15 protein-coding genes are annotated in these 17,162 nt (G+C 60.7%); 13 read left to right on the top strand and 2 right to left on the bottom strand.

Annotated elements, in window-relative coordinates; translation table 11 throughout:
* The first annotated feature begins 4 nt into the window (after positions 1-4).
* From HGI30_RS08205 to HGI30_RS08235, 7 genes are all read left to right on the top strand, one after another.
* Complete coding sequence (locus tag HGI30_RS08205; protein ID WP_168907181.1) at positions 5-151, top strand: hypothetical protein; 147 nt, start codon at positions 5-7, stop codon at positions 149-151.
* Between the two features lie 136 nt (positions 152-287).
* Positions 288-1,052: an SDR family NAD(P)-dependent oxidoreductase gene (locus HGI30_RS08210; RefSeq protein WP_407945015.1), complete on the top strand. Its 765-nt coding sequence runs from the start codon at positions 288-290 to the stop codon at positions 1,050-1,052.
* A 129-nt stretch (positions 1,053-1,181) separates the two neighbouring features.
* Complete coding sequence (locus HGI30_RS08215; protein WP_168907182.1) at positions 1,182-2,300, top strand: endospore germination permease; 1,119 nt, start codon at positions 1,182-1,184, stop codon at positions 2,298-2,300.
* The gene (locus HGI30_RS08220) at positions 2,297-3,799 is read left to right on the top strand and encodes a spore germination protein (protein WP_168907183.1); all 1,503 of its coding nucleotides are present in this window, start codon (positions 2,297-2,299) and stop codon (positions 3,797-3,799) included. The genes HGI30_RS08215 and HGI30_RS08220 overlap by 4 nt, the downstream gene beginning before the upstream one ends.
* Positions 3,783-4,955, top strand: a complete 1,173-nt coding sequence (locus tag HGI30_RS08225) for a Ger(x)C family spore germination protein (RefSeq protein WP_168907184.1) — start codon at positions 3,783-3,785, stop codon at positions 4,953-4,955. Before HGI30_RS08220 ends, HGI30_RS08225 begins: the two co-directional genes overlap by 17 nt.
* Before the next feature lie 85 nt (positions 4,956-5,040).
* Positions 5,041-5,436: a phage holin family protein gene (locus HGI30_RS08230; RefSeq protein WP_168907185.1), complete on the top strand. Its 396-nt coding sequence runs from the start codon at positions 5,041-5,043 to the stop codon at positions 5,434-5,436.
* A gap of 156 nt (positions 5,437-5,592) precedes the next feature.
* The gene (locus tag HGI30_RS08235) at positions 5,593-5,973 is read left to right on the top strand and encodes a cupredoxin domain-containing protein (RefSeq protein WP_168907186.1); all 381 of its coding nucleotides are present in this window, start codon (positions 5,593-5,595) and stop codon (positions 5,971-5,973) included.
* A gap of 49 nt (positions 5,974-6,022) precedes the next feature.
* Here HGI30_RS08235 and HGI30_RS08240 read toward each other — a convergent pair whose 3' ends face one another.
* The gene (locus HGI30_RS08240) at positions 6,023-7,159 is read right to left on the bottom strand and encodes an SGNH/GDSL hydrolase family protein (RefSeq protein WP_235680366.1); all 1,137 of its coding nucleotides are present in this window, start codon (positions 7,157-7,159) and stop codon (positions 6,023-6,025) included.
* Between the two features lie 11 nt (positions 7,160-7,170).
* On the bottom strand, positions 7,171-8,577 hold the full coding sequence (locus HGI30_RS08245; RefSeq protein WP_168907188.1) for an FAD-dependent oxidoreductase: 1,407 nt from the start codon (positions 8,575-8,577) through the stop codon (positions 7,171-7,173).
* Positions 8,578-8,745: 168 nt separating this feature from the next.
* On the opposite strand from HGI30_RS08245, the gene HGI30_RS08250 reads away from it, so the two are divergent.
* The 6 genes from HGI30_RS08250 to HGI30_RS08275 all read left to right on the top strand — a co-directional run bounded on the left by HGI30_RS08250 (position 8,746) and on the right by HGI30_RS08275 (position 17,109).
* Positions 8,746-9,774, top strand: a complete 1,029-nt coding sequence (locus tag HGI30_RS08250) for a LacI family DNA-binding transcriptional regulator (protein ID WP_168907189.1) — start codon at positions 8,746-8,748, stop codon at positions 9,772-9,774.
* Positions 9,775-10,003: 229 nt separating this feature from the next.
* Positions 10,004-11,794 (top strand): extracellular solute-binding protein, encoded by a 1,791-nt coding sequence (locus HGI30_RS08255; protein ID WP_168907190.1) that lies wholly within the window; start codon positions 10,004-10,006, stop codon positions 11,792-11,794.
* 78 nt (positions 11,795-11,872) lie between these two features.
* On the top strand, positions 11,873-12,787 hold the full coding sequence (locus HGI30_RS08260) for an ABC transporter permease (protein WP_168907191.1): 915 nt from the start codon (positions 11,873-11,875) through the stop codon (positions 12,785-12,787).
* 14 nt (positions 12,788-12,801) lie between these two features.
* Positions 12,802-13,680, top strand: a complete 879-nt coding sequence (locus HGI30_RS08265) for a carbohydrate ABC transporter permease (RefSeq protein WP_168907192.1) — start codon at positions 12,802-12,804, stop codon at positions 13,678-13,680.
* A gap of 40 nt (positions 13,681-13,720) precedes the next feature.
* Entirely contained in the window at positions 13,721-15,436 is a 1,716-nt protein-coding gene (locus HGI30_RS08270) for a sensor histidine kinase (protein ID WP_168907193.1), read from the top strand.
* Between the two features lie 44 nt (positions 15,437-15,480).
* Positions 15,481-17,109 (top strand): response regulator transcription factor, encoded by a 1,629-nt coding sequence (locus HGI30_RS08275; RefSeq protein WP_168907194.1) that lies wholly within the window; start codon positions 15,481-15,483, stop codon positions 17,107-17,109.
* The last annotated feature ends 53 nt before the right edge of the window (positions 17,110-17,162 follow it).

Genomic DNA, 17,162 nt, shown 5'->3' on the forward strand with positions numbered 1-17,162 from the left:
GGAAATGGCCAAAGGTGGCAAGCACGGCTTCGAGAGCAAGCAGCAGTCGCTGGCGCAGCGGTCCAAGGAAGCGGAAAACAACGCGGCGGCCGGCAGCGAGGAGAACCGCAATCAGAAGGGACATGTGCCGAACCAGCCCTCGACCGGTTAGAGCGGAGGCATGACGGGGCGTTGGCCGGCGGAGGGCCATGGCCGCATGCCGGTCGATAGAGCGGCGGGGCAACGGGGTATAAAGGTACATCCCCCGGGCTGCCTCGCGGCGAGCCCGATGCGAAAGCGAGGACGAGATGGAAATGAACAATAGCATGCGGAGGGCGGACAGGACGGTCATCACGGGAGCGGGTTCCGGCATCGGCAGGGCGCTTGCCCAAGCCTATGCCGGCAAAGGAGACGAGGTGCTGCTCGTCGACCGCGACCGGAACGGGCTGATGGAAACGCTGCGCCTGATCGAGGCGCCCGGCGGCAAGGCTGCGGCCCACGAGGCGGACCTGAGCCGTCCGGAAGCGGTGAAGGAGCTGTTCGGGCGCGTCCGGGAAAGCTGGGGCGCAGCCGACGTGCTGGTGAACAATGCCGGCATCAGCGCCTTCAAGCCGCTCTGGGAGCTGGACGTGGAGGAATGGGACGACGTGCTGAACACGAATCTGCGCGGGACGTTCCTCTGCAGTCGCGAGGCGGCGGTCCAGATGCGGGAGAAGAGCGTGCGAGGACGGATCGTCAACATCGCCTCGACGCGCGCGTTCATGTCCGAGCCCGGCTCGGAGGCCTATGCCGCCTCCAAAGGGGGCATACTCGCGCTGACGCATGCGCTCGCCCTCTCGCTCGGACCGCACGGCATCCGGGTCAACTCGGTCAGCCCCGGCTGGATCGAGACCGGCGACACGGCCAAGCTGAGCGTGCGCGACCACGAGCAGCATCCTGCCGGCCGCGTCGGACATCCGGACGACATCGCCCGAGCCTGCTTTTATCTGACCGATCCGGCCAACGACTTCGTCACCGGCGAGAACATCACGGTCGACGGAGGCATGACGCGCAAGATGATCTATGCCGATTAGCCTTCGGGCGATCGCGACACCTGGCCTTTCTTTCCCGTCGCACGGGAGAGGAAGGCTTTTTTGCCGCCTCTTCGTGTGGATAAAGCTTCCGATCCAGGGAAAATCTATCCTTGAAAGAGGTGAGAAGAGATGAACTCGAACGCTGTATTCGGAAAGCTGCCCGCGATCAGCATCCTGATCCTCTCGGTCGGCCTGGCCAACCATGTCCTGATCGTCCCGCTGATCCTTCAGGTCGCGTCGAGGGACAGCTGGATGAGCCCGCTGCTCGTCTGCCTGATCGGCTTGCTGTGGGTCACGTTCCCTCTGTTCGGGACAATGAAGCGGCTCGACGAGCCGTTCTGGTCCGTCGTGGACCGGGTTATGGGGAAGAAGGCGGCCTGGCTGCTCAAAGCGCCGATCCTGCTGCTGCTCGTCTGCGTCGCGTTCAACACGCTGGTCGACTCGGTCTCGTGGTCGAAGACGACGTATCTGCCCTTGACGCCCAACTACGTATTCGCGCTGGCCATGCTCGGCGTCTCGCTTTATGCCGTAAGCAAGGGGCTTCGGACGATCGCGTTCACCTCCGCCATCCTCCTTCCGTTCGTCCTCCTGCTCGGGGACTTCGTCATGTCGGCGAACATGCCGCACAAGGACTATCATTACTTGAAGCCTTTCCTCGAAGAAGGATGGATGCCGGTGCTGGCCGGCGCGGCCCTCTGCGCCTGCACGATGCTGGAAATAAACACGCTCGTGCTCTTCCAGCATCACGTGCGCAATAAATTCAAGCTGCCGCAGCTGCTGCTGCTCATGCTCTGCCTCGTCCTGCTGACGCTCGGCCCGCTTACGGGCGCGATCGTTCAGTTCGGACCGGATGAAGCGGCCAAGATGCGCTATCCGGCGTTCTCGCAGTGGCGGCTCGTGCAGATCGGCAAGTTCGTGGAGCATCTCGATTTCTTCGCGATCTACCAGTGGCTGTCGGGCTCGCTCATCCGCATCTCCCTGAGCCTCTACCTCGTCAAGGAGATGCTCGGCATCAGCAAGCCGAAAGCCAGCGCGTGGTACGGCTGGACCTTTCTCGCCGGACTGACGCCGCTCGTTCAGTTCGTGACCGACCATATGGTGCCTTACCGCAAGGTCATGAGCCTGTACTTCCCGATCTCCGGCCTGGTCGTCCTGATCGTCAGCCTCGCGGGATGGCTCATCGCGGTGCTTGCCGCCAAGCCGCGCAAGGACGCGCCGCGGCGGCAGCCGCAGGAGCAGGCGCCATGAGCGCGCCGACTTCGGGCAAGGGCCGTCCTTATCGCTCGGCTGAGGAAACGGTCGAAGAGTCGGCGTCCGGAACGGCTTCCCCGGGCCTGCTGAAGCGGCTGCTCGACAAGCTGGAGGGCTGCGGAGACGTCGAGCGCATCGAGACGGTGCTGGTCGACGAGCACGGCCGCGACGCCGGGATGACGCTGATCTACTGCCCGGCGCTGATCGACGCCACGATCTTTCAGCTGTCGCTGCTGAAGGAGCTGCGCGGCAACGGGGAGAGCCTGCAGCGCGGCTGGGATACGGAGCTGCTCCATATCCAGCCCGCCGGCGACGAAGGGCTGTACCAGGCGCTGTTCAGCGGCGCCGTGCTCATCTTCGTCCAAGCGGACGAGGAGGAGAGGATTTATCGGAGCGACATCTGCAGCCTGTCGGTCCGCCAGCCGGACGAATCCGTCATGGAGGTGTCGCTCAAAGGACCGCGGGACGGCTTCGTCGAGAACATCCATCAGAACGTCAGCCTGGTGCGGCGCCGCCTCAAGACGCCGGACCTGCAGGTCGAGCTGATGGTGCTGGGCTCCCAGTCGCAAACGCAGGTGTCGCTGCTCTACATGGCATCGCTGGCCGATCCGTCCGTCGTGGAGACGGCCAAGAAGCGGCTGAAGCAGATCCAGGAAAGCCGCGTGTCGATTGAAAGCAGCACGCAGATCGAAGCGCTCGTGTCGGATGTCCGGACGACGGTGTTCCCGCTCGTCCACTATACGGGGCGGCCCGATTTCGCGGCGTCCGCCCTCATGTCCGGCCGGGTCGTCATCATCGTCGACGGCAATCCCGCCGTCATCCTCGCGCCGGTGAACCTGGCCTTCCTCATCAAGTCGCCGGAAGACCTGCACATGCCGTATTATTTCGTGTCGCTGGAGAGGATCTTGCGGTTCTTCGGCCTGTTCATGAGCATCTTCGCGCCGGGCTTCTGGATCGCTCTGTGCGCATTCAATACGGACCAGCTTCCGTTCAGCCTGCTGGCGACCATATCGATCTCGCGCAACGGCCTGCCGCTGTCGACGACGATGGAGATGTTCCTCATGCTGACGATGTTCGAGCTGTTCAAGGAAGCCGGGGTCCGTCTGCCGCGGGCCGTCGGCCAGACCGTGTCGGTCGTCGGCGGGCTGATCGTGGGCAATGCCGCAATCGATGCCGGCTTGACGTCGCCGACGATGCTGGTCGTGGCCGCCGTCACGGCGGTCTCGACGTACGTGCTCGTCAACCAGACGCTGAACGGCTCGGTGCTCGTGCTTCGCTACGTCGTGCTGATTCTCAGCTCCGTGCTCGGCATGTTCGGCTTTTTCATCGGCATGTTCCTGATCGCGGTCCACGTATGCTCGCTCGAGAGCTTCGGACGCCCGTACATGGCCCCCCTCGCGACGGTGGACTTCAGCCAGATGCTGCCGAGCTTCCTGCAGCTGCCATGGAAGAAGCGCCGCCTGAAAGGGGGAGATCAAGGTGCGGAAAAAGCATAAGCGAATTCCTCTGCAAGCGCGGCTTCCGCTCCTCCTGCTGGCGGCCTTGTCCTTCTGCCTGCCGATCTCCGGCTGCTGGGACGAGATCGATCTGACCGAACAAGGCTATGTATCCGCCATAGGCGTGGACTACAGGGACGGTTTTTACGAGATCTACGCCCAGCTGATGCAGTTCGCCTCCATCGCCAAGACGGACAGCCAGACCAAGGAAACGCAGGTGTGGGTCGGATCCGGCCGAGGACGCTCGGTGCTCGGCGCGATCGCCGACCTGCAGCGCTCGGCCCAGTTCGTGCTCAATCTGGAGCATCAAAAGGTGCTGCTCGTGCATGAGCGGGCGATGCCGCACATGGAGGACATCCTCGACGCCAACAACCGGCAGCGGGCGTCGCGTTACACGAGCTTCGTGTTCGGCACGAAGGAACCGATCGAGGAGCTGTTCAAGTCCAGCACATTTTTCGGCCATTCCCATCTGATGAGCACACTGTACAACCCGAAGGCGCAATACGAGCAGCGGAGCTATATCCGGCCGCTGAGCATGCAGGAGATGGTCCGCCACCTTCACGAAAAGGGCTTTACCGCGCTCTTGCCCTCGCTCGGCATGACGAAGGCCGACTGGTCCAACGCCAATCAAAGGCTGAACGTGCAGCAATACGACGGGCTGTTTGCCTTCACCCAGAAGCGGTTCATGACATTCATGCCCTTGTCCCGCACCAGCGGCATGCGCTGGCTCGATCCCCGGTTCAAGCAGTTCACGCTGGAAGTGATGAAGGAAGGAAAGGAAGAAGAGACGATCGCCACGGTGACGATCGACGGCGTCCACCCCCGCTATCGGCTCGTCTCCGATGGGGAAGGGAGCCTGAAGTATCGGATCGAGCTCGGACTCAAGGGGCATGTCGTCGAGCTGAACGCGCCGATCGATGCTGCGATCATTGAAAAAGGCGTCGAGGAGCAGATTCGGCTCGACGTCGAGAAGACGTATGCGTACGGCTACGCCCAAGGCGTGGACCTGTTCTTGATCCTGGAAGACCTCTATCGGAACCACCTGCGCGAATGGCAGGAGTGGCAGCGGTCCGGATCCCGGCTGGCGAAGCCGGAGGATGTCGAGGTCAAGGTGAAGTTCGATCTGGTCCACACCGGCAAATTCGACTTGACTTGATTGCGGCGGACGGGCGGACGAACAAGCCTTTGGCGGCATGCGAGCATATCCTGTCCTATCCCCAGAGATAGAGGAGGAATGCGCCATGAAAGACGGATTGGCCGTGCCGCTCGCCGCCGTCATCGGCTCGATCGTCAGCTTTGCCTTCGGCATCTGGCACGAGTCGCTGACGCTGCTGCTCGTCTGCATGGCGGTCGATTATATCACCGGCATATCCGCTTCGATCAAGGAAAGGCGGGGGCTCAGCAGCATCGTCGGCTCCTGGGGGCTCGCCCGCAAAGGCCTGACGCTGCTCATCATCCTGATCGCGCATCGCATCGACGAGCTGCTTGGCGGCGGAAGCGCGGTCATGAGCGCGGCGATCTATTTCTACATCGGCAACGAACTGCTGTCCATCGTGGAAAACTGCGGGCGAATCGGACTGCCGATGCCGGAAAAGCTCAAATCGGCGATCGAAATCTTCCGCCGAAAAGACGAGTGATCGACACGATTTGTTCAATGAATTGTCAAATTCTTGCCTTCCGTGTCCGCATGGAAACGGTTAAAGCTTGTGAACGCCCCCCCTTATTCGGTATAGTATCAGTAGTTATGGACAAAACTGGATCATCATCAATGCACAAAGGGGAGCAAGAACCTCATGAAATGGATTATGTCAATTCTGCTCGTCATCGCCACTGGCCTCGGCATCTACATGCTCACGCTCGGCCTGCCGGAGGGTCCCAAGGATGAGACGGCGGATCTGCCGGAGGGCGTGGAGCTGCTCAAGGTGACCGCCTCCAACGACTTCGTCTTCGACAAGGAAGAGTACGTCGTCAAGGCTGGCCAGAAGTACAAGATGGTGCTGCATAACAAGAGCGGCATCCACGGCGTCGGCATCGAGGAGCTCGGCATCGACCTGCAGGGCGATACGATGGAGCAGGAAGTGACCTTCGACAAGCCCGGCCGCTACGAGATGCACTGCTCCGTCATGTGCGGCATCGGACACACGGACATGAAGGCGGTTCTCGTCGTCGAATAGTCCGGCGCGCCGGAAAAAAGCGTTCCCCTAGGGGAACGCTTTTTTTTTATCATTCGATCCTCCGACGCGGCGGGATGGAGCTTTCGCCTCGCGGTCCCAGGAAAGATCCGCGAATGACGGCCGCGAGCCTCTCCGCCATCCGCTGAAAGCCGAAGTCGGTCGGATGGATGCCGTCCACGGTGCAGTCGTGATAATCTTCGCCCAGCAGCTCGCCGCCGTCGCAGAAAAAGACGTTGGGATCGCCGCCCGCCCGGCAGGCGTCCACGACGGCACGCTGAATCGCTTGGCGATCCAGCCGGAGCGCGAGCAGCTCCGGCTGGAAATGCTCCTTCGCGAACCGAATCTGCGAAACGATCCAAATCGGCACATCCGGATGGCGGCGGCGAAAAATCCGAATGAACTCCGGCAGCGTGGCGCGGAGAGAGTCGGAGCTGTCGCAGTTGGCTTCATAATCGAGCACGAGCAGGCCGGGATTGGCGATGCCGCTGATGACCTCGGCGACTGCGGCTTCGCCCTTTCCGCTGCCGGAGAAGCCGAGATTGCACAGCTCCGCGTTGATGGCGCGGCTGACGATGTTGGAGTAGGCCATCCCGGGCCGGGACGCGCAGCCGCCTTGCGTGATGGAGGTGCCGTATAGGAGGATTCTCCGGTCGCTGGCATAAGGCAAGGGAGGGAGGACGTCCGCGCCAGGCTCCAGCCCGATCTGCACGTCCTCGATCCCCATATAAAGCGGGAAGTACAACGTGATGGAACGAAGGCGGCCGTCGAGGTTCTCGCATACCTGGACCTCGTAGTCCCGCTTGGAGCGGTCGTACACGGTCGTCCCGTAATAGCGCTGCTCTCCGGGGCCGCCGATATAGCAGTCGAATGCGCATTGACCCGTTGCCGGCATATGGTTCATGTTGGCGACGCCGCTCAACCGGACGTTGACGGACAAGCTCGCCGAGTTCGTCTGAAAGCGGATCTGCCCGCCCGCCGTATGGTTCGCCAGCTGGTCGACCATCGGCGGGATCGGATGCGAAGGCGTCCTCGGCAGCCTCCGGTACAGCTTCTCTTCGTCGAACCAGGCGAATCCGGCGATGTGAAAAGGCGGTGCAAGAGGCGAATGCCACTCCAGCGTCATCGTCTGCTCCTCTCTTTCATCATGCTCCATAACGACGGACGGCCTCGCAGGCTGTTCCGGCATGCCGTCGCTCCTCATGCTTCCTCGTCGTAGACCGTCGTCCCTTCCGTCACGATGCCCAAGTCCGCTTGTCCCGGATGCTCGCCTAGCCACGCTCCTTGCTCGATCAGCCTGCGCTGCAGCTCCGGTACGCGGATGCCTCGGAAGCCGACGCCGGCTGCGGCCGACATGGCCGCGGCCGTGCCTGCCGCCTGACCCATGGCAAAGCAGTTCGGCATGACGCGCAGCGAGCCTTGGACCGGGCGGTCGGAGGAGACGGAACGGCCTGCGACGATCAGATTCGATCGGCCCGCCGGCAGCAGGCAGCGGTAGGGAACTCCATGCGACTTGCCTTTAGGCAAATATTTAATCGCCATCGTACCGGAAGCATGGGCTAGATGGAGATCGATGTAATACGAATTGCGGGCGATGTCGTCCTCGAACGAGCGCATGGATAGGAAATCCTCGATCCTCAACGTATAGTCGCCCTGGATGCGCCTCGTTTCGCGGATGCCGATCTGATCCCCCGAATGGACGAGCTGCGCCTGCTCGAAGCCCCGCACATGCTTCTGCAGGAAAACGAGCTGCCGCTCGATCAGCCTGCGTCCTTCGATCGCCGCACGCGTCAGATCCTCCGCCTTGGTGCCGTCAATGCCGAAGATATGGCCGAAATTAAATCCGGCCACGGATTCCGACAGCCACGAAATGCCCGAAATCCGCTTGCGCCCTTCCGGCAAATCCCCGCTTCGCTGCGCTTCCGCCAGCGTCTTTTCGAGCCCGGCGCTCTGTCCGGTATCGTCCAGGAAGCGCAGGAATCGAGACTTGTCGGCATGGCAGACCAGGAAGCACATCGTGCCGGGCTGAAGCTCGCCCGCTTCCCCGCCGAGCTGGAACGGCACGCCGGCCAGCGCGGCCAGATCCGCGTCGCCCGTCGCGTCGACGTATGCGCTCGCCTGCACGACCGACCGTCCGCTCTTGTTGCTGACGACGATGCCCGCAATCCGGCCTTCGTCCGTCAGCACCTGATCCACGAACGTATGGAACAGCAGCTCCGCGCCGCTCGCCAGCACTTCTTCGTCATACACGCGCTTCAGCGCCTCCGCGTCGATCGGCACCCAATCGAGCTGCTCTTTGTACGCGCGAAGGAAGGATTCTCCGGATGCGAGCTTCATCTTCTCCATCAACTCAAGCCCGATGCCGCGAATGACGGGCTTCTCGCCGTCCGTGAACGGACAGAAAGAAGGAACGAGCGCAGCGGTGGCCATGCCGCCTAAATAGCCGCGCTGCTCGATCAGCAGCGTTCGCGCGCCGCTCCGCGCAGCGGCGATCGCGGCCGCGACGCCGGCGGCGCCGCCGCCGGCGACGACGACGTCGGGAGCATGCGACAGGGGCAGCGTCTGGGCGGGAATCGTGAAAGCGGCTTGCGGGAATTCAGTTTTCATTACCGTCTCTTCCCTTCTGATGATGTGAGTTAAACATTTATTAAACCGGTTTAGAAGAGATGCTAATGCAGGGTTTCGCAAAAGTCAATCCTTTCCTATTCCGCATTGCGAGCCGGCTCTGCTGTCCCTTACAATGAATGGATACAAAACCGGAAGAGGGGGATTCGCTTGCCGACACTGAAAGATATCGCCAAGCTCGCGCAGGTTTCCAAAGCGACGGTCTCGCTGGCTCTTGCCGGGGACAAGCGCGTTTCAGCCGAGACGCGCGACAAAGTTGCGGCGATCGCCAAACAGCTCGGCTACATTCCGAACCGGATGGCGCAAGGCTTGAGCCGCGCGCGGAGCCAGTCCCTCGGCGTGCTGTTCTACGGCGGGCTGACGAATCCGCTGGAGGATTTTTTCAGCGACACGCTCATGGGCATCGGCCACGAAGCGCTGCAGCTCGGCTACAACGTCGTCTTGCTCGGCTTTTCGCGTCAGATGGACGGGGAACGGACGGACTGGACCGATCACGTGATGCGCTCGGGAGTCGACGGCGTGATCGTCATCAGCATGACCTCGCCGCTCTATGGATTCGAGAAGCTGCTCGCCATGCGCTTTCCGATCGTGTTCATCGGCAAACGCCAGGTATCGGGCTCGTCCACGCTCAAACTGAACGAGGTGTCGACCGACCATTACGGCGCGGGTAGGGCCGCTTCCGACTATTTGCGTCGTCTGGGCCATTCGGAGCTGGCCGTAGCGGCGCCTGAATCCGCCTCCGCCTGGATGGAGGAGCGCATTCACGGGTTCTTCTCCGGCGACCGCAAGCTGCTCGCGGAAATGAATGAACGCGTGTACGATGTCTCGGAGGGGAAAGAGGGGGAAGCGACGTTCTCGCGCATGCTCGCGCAAGGCTACACCGCTTTTTTCGCCATCGCGCCGCATCTTGGCCTGTCCTTGCTGCAAGCGCTGCATCGGCAAGGAATTCGAGTCCCCGAGGACGTCTCCTTGCTCGTCTATGACGATTTTCCGTCCGCTGCCCTGCAGCGCCCGCCGCTCACCGTCTTGAAGCAGGATATGAGAGCGCTCGGACGCCTCGCCTTCCAACGGATGATCGAGTTGATCGCCGACCCGGAAGAGGAGCCGAAGCAGATCCTCCTCTCGGCTACGCTCCTGGAGAGGGAGTCGTGCGCCGTGGCTCCTCGCGCAGACGGATGATCGCGCGCGAGGCTTGAAGCGGCTTTCGCCGTCGAATCCCCGTTCATCCGCCTCGATCAGGGCCGTCCATCGCGACCAGGCTCGATCGGGGCTTTTCAGGTTGATCGGATTTCGCGGGGCAGACTCGTTTTTTGATGCATTCCTTAAAAGAGTTGTGTGTCCCACTCCTCATCCGCGGAAGTAGAATGAGAACAGAAAGTCCACAAGAACGTTCAAGGGGGAGTGGAAGTTGAACCAGATAGGGAAGCGCTTTCTTGGTTCCATGGCGATTATTCTGGCCTTCTCGGCTTCGCTGGCTGCATGCTCGTCGGACAACAAGCCGAGCGGAGGCGGAGATGCGCGAAACAAGACGCCGGAAACCGTATCGCCTGCAGCGGAAGAAGTGAAACCGGTCGATCACGCGCAGCAGGCCAAAATCAAGTTCGATCCGCCGGTGACGATTACGACGGCGATCGTGCAGGAACAGCTGGACAATGCGTTCAAGCCTGGCGAAACGATCGAAAACAATGTGTTTACGAAGTGGATGAGCGATCAGATGGGCATCGAGGTCAAGTTCGACTTCATCGTCGGCAAGCAGGCAGACTTCGATACGAAGCTTCGCCTGCTCCTCGCCAGCGACGAGAAGCTGCCCGATGTCTTCACGGGATCGTTCGCGGCCGATCTGATCGATGCCGGCAAGCTGCTCCCCTTGAACGACGCGATCGAGAAGTATGCCTCGCCGAATTTGAAGCAGCTGTTCGCCAAGTTCCCGCAGGCATTCGAGCCGGTCACGCGCGATGGCGTCATCTACGGCATTCCGCGTTTCCTGTCGGCGGACGAGGGCGGCGTCATGTGGGTCCGCGAGGACTGGCTGCAGAAGCTCGGCGCAAAGGCCCCGACGACGATCGAGGAGCTGGAGAAGCTGCTGGAAGCCTTCACGAAGCAGGATCCGGACGGCAACGGCAAAGCGGATACGTTCGGACTTGCCGTATCGCTGAAGGACGGCATGTATACGTGGATGGCCAGCGCGGACCCGATCTTCGGGGCCTACAGCGACTATATGGCGCCGGAATTCCGCTCGATTACGCAGTTCTGGAATCCGGACGCGGATGGAAAGCTGGTCTACAGCGCCGTCGATCCGTCCGCCAAGCCGTTCCTGGAGACGATGGCCAGATGGAAGAAGAACGGGTATATCGATCCCGAAGCCGGCGTCAAGGATGCCATGAAGGCGGTCGAGCCGGCGGCGAAAGGCACGGCCGGAGTCGTGTTCGGGCCGAACTGGATGGGGCAATGGCCGCTGGAGGATACGTTGAAGGCGAATCCAGCCGCGGCATGGAAGGCTTACCCGATTCCAGCCGGTCCGGCCGGCAAAGTCGGGCGGGTCGTGAACTTGACGGGCGGCTCCCTCGTCTTCAGCAAGGATTTCGAGCATATCGACGCCTGGTTCGCTTACTTGAACAAAATGTATGCGCGTCAATTCGGCCCTGCGGATCCGTATTATGATCCGGCCTTCGACGTCGGGTTCTTCGAGGGCTACGATTACGTGAAGCACGACGGCAAGATCGTCAAGAATGGCTTCGAAGAGAGCGGCGTCCCGCAGGACAAGTGGCCGCTGGCCAGCGGCAAGTCGATGGAAATGAAATATGCGCTGTACGCCTTGCATGGCGCATTCACGCCGACCGTGCCCTATCTGGGCGATCCCGGATATTCGAAGTTCGCCGCCGATCCGAATGCGCCGGCCGCCAACTCCGCGGAAGAGCGGGTGAAGAGCTTGACGAAACCGCAATTGGAAGCCGGCAACGTGCGCCAGACGCAGTCTGCGGCCGACAGGTTCAACGCCTTCCAGGGAGCGCCTAGCGAGACGATGCAGTCGAAAGGGGCGCTGCTGAACAAGCTGGAATCGGAGACGTACCTGAAGATCATCTACGGGGAAAAGCCGGTAGACTACTTCGATGAATTCGTCCAGGAATGGAAAGCCAGCGGCGGCGATCAGGTCATCGCCGATGCGAACGAATGGTACGAGAGCACGAAGAAAAAGTAACACGGACCGAGGGGCATAGGAGCCGGCGGGCTGCATGCTCCGACCGCCCCTTCGGCCTATAGGAGAAGAGTGAAGAGAATGAACGAGACAAGCAAACTCGCTTCCTATTGGAAGAGAACCTGGCCGCTCCACCTTCTGCTGCTCCCCGCATTCCTGATTACGCTCATTTACCACTATGTTCCGATGCTTGGCGCGGTCATCGCCTTCAAGGACTACAAGCCTTGGGTAGGCATCTGGGACTCGCCATGGGTCGGATGGGACCACTTCGAATACTTGTTCACATTTCCCGACAGCAAGCAAGTCATCTGGAACACGCTGGTCATCGCGTTCAGCAAGCAGATTTTCGGCGTCATCGTGCCGGTCCTGTTCGCGCTGCTGCTCAACGAAGTAGCCAAGACGGCGTTCAAGAAGACGATTCAGACGCTCGTCTACATGCCTCATTTCCTGTCATGGGTCATCTTGGGCGGAATCTTCGTGGACGTGCTTGCCGTCCAGGGAGGCATCGTCAACCGGCTGATCGGCCTGTTCGGCGCGCAGCCGATCTTTTTCCTGGGCAGCAACGACTGGTTCCGGGCGACGGTGGTCGTCACCGACGTGTGGAAGGAATTCGGCTTCGCCGCGATCATCTTCCTGTCCGCGCTGGCTGCGGTCAACCCGAATCTGTACGAGGCGGCGGAGATCGACGGAGCGAACCGGTGGAAACAGACGCTCCATATCACCCTGCCGGCCATTACGCCCATCCTCATCGTCGTGGCCACGCTCGCGCTCGGCAGGATCATGAACGCGGGCTTCGATCAAATCTACAATCTGTACAATCCGCTCGTATACGAGACCGGGGACATTATCGATACCTTCGTCTACCGGGTCGGACTCGAGGGAGGCCAATTCAGCTTCGGCACGGCGGTCGGATTGTTCAAATCGGTCATCGGCTTCACGTTGATCGTGGCCTGCTACCGCATTCTTTACAAGCTGGCCGATTATCGGATTTTCTAAGGAGGTGTGGCGACATGCGGCATCGATCCCCATCCTATAAGCTGTTCTCGATCTGCAACGCGGTTGCGCTTGCCGCATTGGGCTTGCTGTGCGTGCTGCCGGTGGCGCATGTATTCGCCGTCTCGCTCAGCTCCAGGGCGGCCGCGACGGCCAATATCGTCAATTTTTGGCCGATCGGCTTTACGCTGGACGCGTATGGGCAGACGCTCGCGAACACCCATTTTCTCCGCGCCTTGGCCAACGGCATCGGGCGGACCGTGCTGGGCACAGGCATTTCCATCGTCATCTTGATGCTGGCCGCCTACGCGCTGTCCAAATCCGACCGGAAATTCGCGGGACGCAGCGTTTATGCCTGGTTCTTCGTCGTCCCGATGCTGTTTGGCGGAGGCATGATTCCGACCTACCTGGTCGTGAAGGAGACCGGGCTGCTCAATACGATTTGGGCGCTGGTCATCCCGGGCGCAGCAAGCGCCTATCTGCTCATCCTGATGCTTAATTTTTTCCGCACGGTTCCGATCGAGCTGGAGGAAGCGGCCTTGATCGACGGAGCGGGGCATTTCACCACCTTGTTCCGCGTCTATCTGCCGGTGTCGATGGCGGGCATCGCGACGATCAGCCTGTTCGAGATGGTGGCGCATTGGAATTCCTGGTTCGACGGGATGATCTATTTGAAGAATCCGAAGGATTATCCGCTCGCGACGTTCCTGCAGTCCGTCATCGGCAAGGAGAACTTCCAGGAGGCCGGCATCCAGGCGGAAGACGTCGCGAACATTTCCAGCCGTACCGTCAAAGCATCCCAAATCTTCATCGGCGCTCTGCCCATTCTCGCGGTGTATCCGTTCCTGCAGAAGTACTTCGTCAAGGGCATTGTCCTCGGTTCCGTCAAAGGCTAACATAAACAAACAAGACGGATAAAACGAGGGGATGCGAGACGTGCCGTTCAACCTGAGCATATTCAAGAAGATGCTGATCCTGCTGTGCCTGCTGCTCGTGCCGATCGTGCTGCTGTACAGCTATTCCCATCAGGTCAGCACCGAGGTCATCGAACGGGAAATCAACCAATCGAACGGCAGCCGGCTTTCGTTCTTCATCGGACAGCTGGATGCGACGGCGGACCAGCTGTGGAAGGCCGCGTTCAATCTCGGCAGCGATCCGGACGCGGCGAAGCTCATGTTCAAATCGATCCGCAACGCCTCGTACGACGTCCTCGTCACCAAGGAATTGATCGCGGCCAAGGCCGACCTGCAAAGTAATACGTTCGGCTGGAACAACGAGCTGACGATTTTCGCGCCGGGCACGGGCCAGACGATTACGACCAATTCATCCCTTAGCTACGACGTTCATGAATTGCAGTCCGATCAGACCCAGACGTGGACCTATCGGCGCATCGCGACCGACCATGGAGAAGGAGATCACTTCATCCGCTATCTGACGGAGCCGTACATGAAGAAGCTGGACTTGAACAAGGCGAATCTGATCGTGGAGGTCGCCTTCTCGGCGGACAACATCTCGAGCATGCTGGACCAGCTGCGTCAAGGCAGCAGCGGCAATCCGATCCTCTATCATCCGGATTACGATCCGATCGCAGGGACCGCTTATGATCGCGTGCTGCTCGGACAGGTCGTCGAGAAGCTGCATGCGCTTCAGCTCGATTCGTCCGGCCATGCCGAAGTCGACATCGACGGAAAGCCGTACCTGTTGACCTACCAGAAGTCGAATGCGCTGGGCTGGCATCTCGTCGACTACGCTCCCCTCGACGAAATGCTCCAGCCGATCACGGACAGCCGGAATCTGTTCTACGCCTCTACCGGGCTGCTGCTCGCGCTCAGCCTGCTGGCTGCCGCTCTGCTGTACCGCAACGTGCAGATGCCGATCCGCGAGCTCGTCCTCAGCGTGAGGAAGCTCAAGCGGGGCGACTACTCCGCCCGAGTCTCGGCCAAGACGAACAATGAATTTCAGTACTTGTTCGACCAGTTCAACCACATGATCGAAGAGATCCAGCAACTAATTGAAAGCGTTTTCTCGGAAAAGCTTCGGGTTCGGGAGGCGACGCTGAAGCAGCTCCAATCGCAGATCAACCCTCATTTCCTCTACAACAGCTTCGCGTTCATCCAAAGCATGGCCCAGCTGGAGAACAAGGAGGCCATCATTGCCGTCACGCAGCGCCTGAGCAAGTATTACCGCTACACGACGAGGGTGGACAACCAGACGGGCAGCTTGGGCGAAGAGCTCGACCTCATCCGCAACTATCTGGATATCCATGCCATGAAGATGCACCGGCTTCACTACGAGATCGACATGCCGGACGAGCTGCTGTCCATGACGCTTCCCCGGCTGCTGCTCCAGCCGATCGTGGAGAACGCGATCGTGCACGGCATCGAGCGCAAGCCCGGGACGGGGCGGATCCGCATCACGGGGGCGAGGAAGGACGGGATGACGGAAATTATCGTGGACGACAACGGCGCGGGACTCGATCCGGATCGCCTGATGCTGCTGAGCGCCAAGCTCCAGAAGATGATCGAGGAGGACATGGGCTGCGGGCTATGGAACATCCGGCAGCGGCTCGTCCATCAGTTCGGAGCGGGGTCGGACCTGAGCCTGGAGCCTTCGCCGCTCGGCGGGCTCCGCGTCGCGATCCGCATCATGTAAGCGGCCGGCATTCGCCCGAAAAGGCTGCGGAGAGGGAGGACATCATGTTTCATGTGCTGATCGTAGACGATTATCCGGATCAGGTGGAGAGCATGGTCTCCACGATTCCATTCGAAAATCTCGGCATCGGCGAGGTCTATAAAGCCTATTCGGGCATGGAAGCGCTGGAGATTGTCCAGTCCTGCACCGTCGACATCGTCATCACGGATATCCGCATGCCCGGCATGAGCGGCTTGGAGCTGCTGCAAAGCATTCGGGAAAGCTCCGGCAAGACGAAATGCATCTTCATTTCCGGCCACGCGGATTTCGACTACGCCCAGCAAGCCATCCAGCTGCAATCATCGCATTATCTGCTCAAGCCCGTCGAAACGGAGGAGCTGATCCGTACGCTGGCCGGCGTCGTGGCCGAGCTTCATGCGGAATGGGAGGAGGTCGCCTCCTATCGGCAGGCGGAGCATGCGTTTCGCGAGCATATGTCGCTGCTCAAAGGCGAGCTGCTGAACCATCTGCTGCAGGACAGACGGTACCCGCAGCCGGTGATCGCCGGCCGGATGCGCAGGCTTGATCTCCCGTTCCGAATCGGCGATCGGACCGGCATGTTCCTGATTCGGCTGGAGGACGGCTTCGAAGGCTTCGATGATTACGAGCTGTCGCTGATGGAGTTCGCCGTGGCCAACATGGCCGCGGAGCTGTTCGGGGACCGCTATCATCTCTGGCACGGCAAGGATGCCTACGATCATCTGGTCTTCCTCCTGAAACCGAAGAAGGAAGAAGAGGCGGACGAGGCGCAATGGCGGCAAGTCGAAAAGCTGGCGGCGAGCCTCCATCGAAGCGCAGGCGCCTATCTGAAGCGGAGCGTATCGATCGCCGTTTCCGAACGATTCGAGGCGTTTCCCGAGCAGCTCTCCCGCATGCATCAAAGCTGCCTTTCCGCCATCCGGCGGCAGATCGGAGACGAATCCGGCTTTTTCGTCACCGCTCGGGACGACCTCGACCAGCCGATAGCAGGCGGCCTTCGGGTCCCCTATCAGCCGCCGCTGCTCCTCCATTTGCTGGAGACAGGCAGCTGGGAGAGGGCGGCCCGCAAGCTGGACGAGATCTTCGCGGAGCTCGCGGAAAAGTGGACAGAGTCCCCCGAGTACGCCCAGGAAGTCTTCTTCTCTGCGATGGGCTCGTTCCATTACATCGCGCATAAGAACGGAAGGCAGCTCGGCGAGATGATGGGCGGCGGACCCTACGGATGGAAGGAGGGCGCTTTTGCGGTTCCGACCTACAAGCAGCTGCGGGACGCGGTCTATCTTTCGTTTGCCAGGCTCGCGGAGGATGCAGAGCGCAAGACGAAGGACTCCCGGAAGCGGCTCATCAAACGCATCGATCATTTCATCGAGGACAACATCGCCAAGGATTTGACGCTGCAGGCGATCGCCGATCATGTCAAGCTGCATCCCGCCTATCTCTCCAAAGCCTACAAAACGGGAACCGGGATGACTGTGGGCGATTACGTGCTGAAGCAGCGGATGGCGCTGGCGGCAAGGCTGCTTCAGGACGGAAACGATAAGATTTATGAGATCGCCACGAAGACCGGATATTTGACGACCCATTATTTCAGCAAGGTGTTCAAAAGCCATTTCGGCATGACGCCGCTGGAATTCAGGGAAAGGAGCAGCTCATAGAGGGGGTGGTCGGCTGCCCTGCGAAGCGGCGGAGGAGAGAACCGGCACGATGC

Source organism: Paenibacillus albicereus (assembly GCF_012676905.1).
GTDB lineage: Bacteria > Bacillota > Bacilli > Paenibacillales > Paenibacillaceae > Paenibacillus_O > Paenibacillus_O albicereus.

What these genes read in the sequence shown, in the direction of transcription:
- HGI30_RS08215 (WP_168907182.1), top strand. Translation starts at nt 1,182, where the DNA reads ATGAACTCGAACGCTGTATTCGGAAAGCTGCCCGCGATCAGCATCCTG.
- HGI30_RS08235 (WP_168907186.1), top strand. Translation starts at nt 5,593, where the DNA reads ATGAAATGGATTATGTCAATTCTGCTCGTCATCGCCACTGGCCTCGGC.
- HGI30_RS08265 (WP_168907192.1), top strand. Translation starts at nt 12,802, where the DNA reads ATGCGGCATCGATCCCCATCCTATAAGCTGTTCTCGATCTGCAACGCG.
- HGI30_RS08210 (WP_407945015.1), top strand. Translation starts at nt 288, where the DNA reads ATGGAAATGAACAATAGCATGCGGAGGGCGGACAGGACGGTCATCACG.
- HGI30_RS08275 (WP_168907194.1), top strand. Translation starts at nt 15,481, where the DNA reads ATGTTTCATGTGCTGATCGTAGACGATTATCCGGATCAGGTGGAGAGC.
- HGI30_RS08230 (WP_168907185.1), top strand. Translation starts at nt 5,041, where the DNA reads ATGAAAGACGGATTGGCCGTGCCGCTCGCCGCCGTCATCGGCTCGATC.
- HGI30_RS08205 (WP_168907181.1), top strand. Translation starts at nt 5, where the DNA reads ATGGCCAAAGGTGGCAAGCACGGCTTCGAGAGCAAGCAGCAGTCGCTG.
- HGI30_RS08260 (WP_168907191.1), top strand. Translation starts at nt 11,873, where the DNA reads ATGAACGAGACAAGCAAACTCGCTTCCTATTGGAAGAGAACCTGGCCG.
- HGI30_RS08245 (WP_168907188.1), bottom strand. Translation starts at nt 8,577, where the DNA reads ATGAAAACTGAATTCCCGCAAGCCGCTTTCACGATTCCCGCCCAGACG.
- HGI30_RS08240 (WP_235680366.1), bottom strand. Translation starts at nt 7,159, where the DNA reads ATGCCGGAACAGCCTGCGAGGCCGTCCGTCGTTATGGAGCATGATGAA.
- HGI30_RS08220 (WP_168907183.1), top strand. Translation starts at nt 2,297, where the DNA reads ATGAGCGCGCCGACTTCGGGCAAGGGCCGTCCTTATCGCTCGGCTGAG.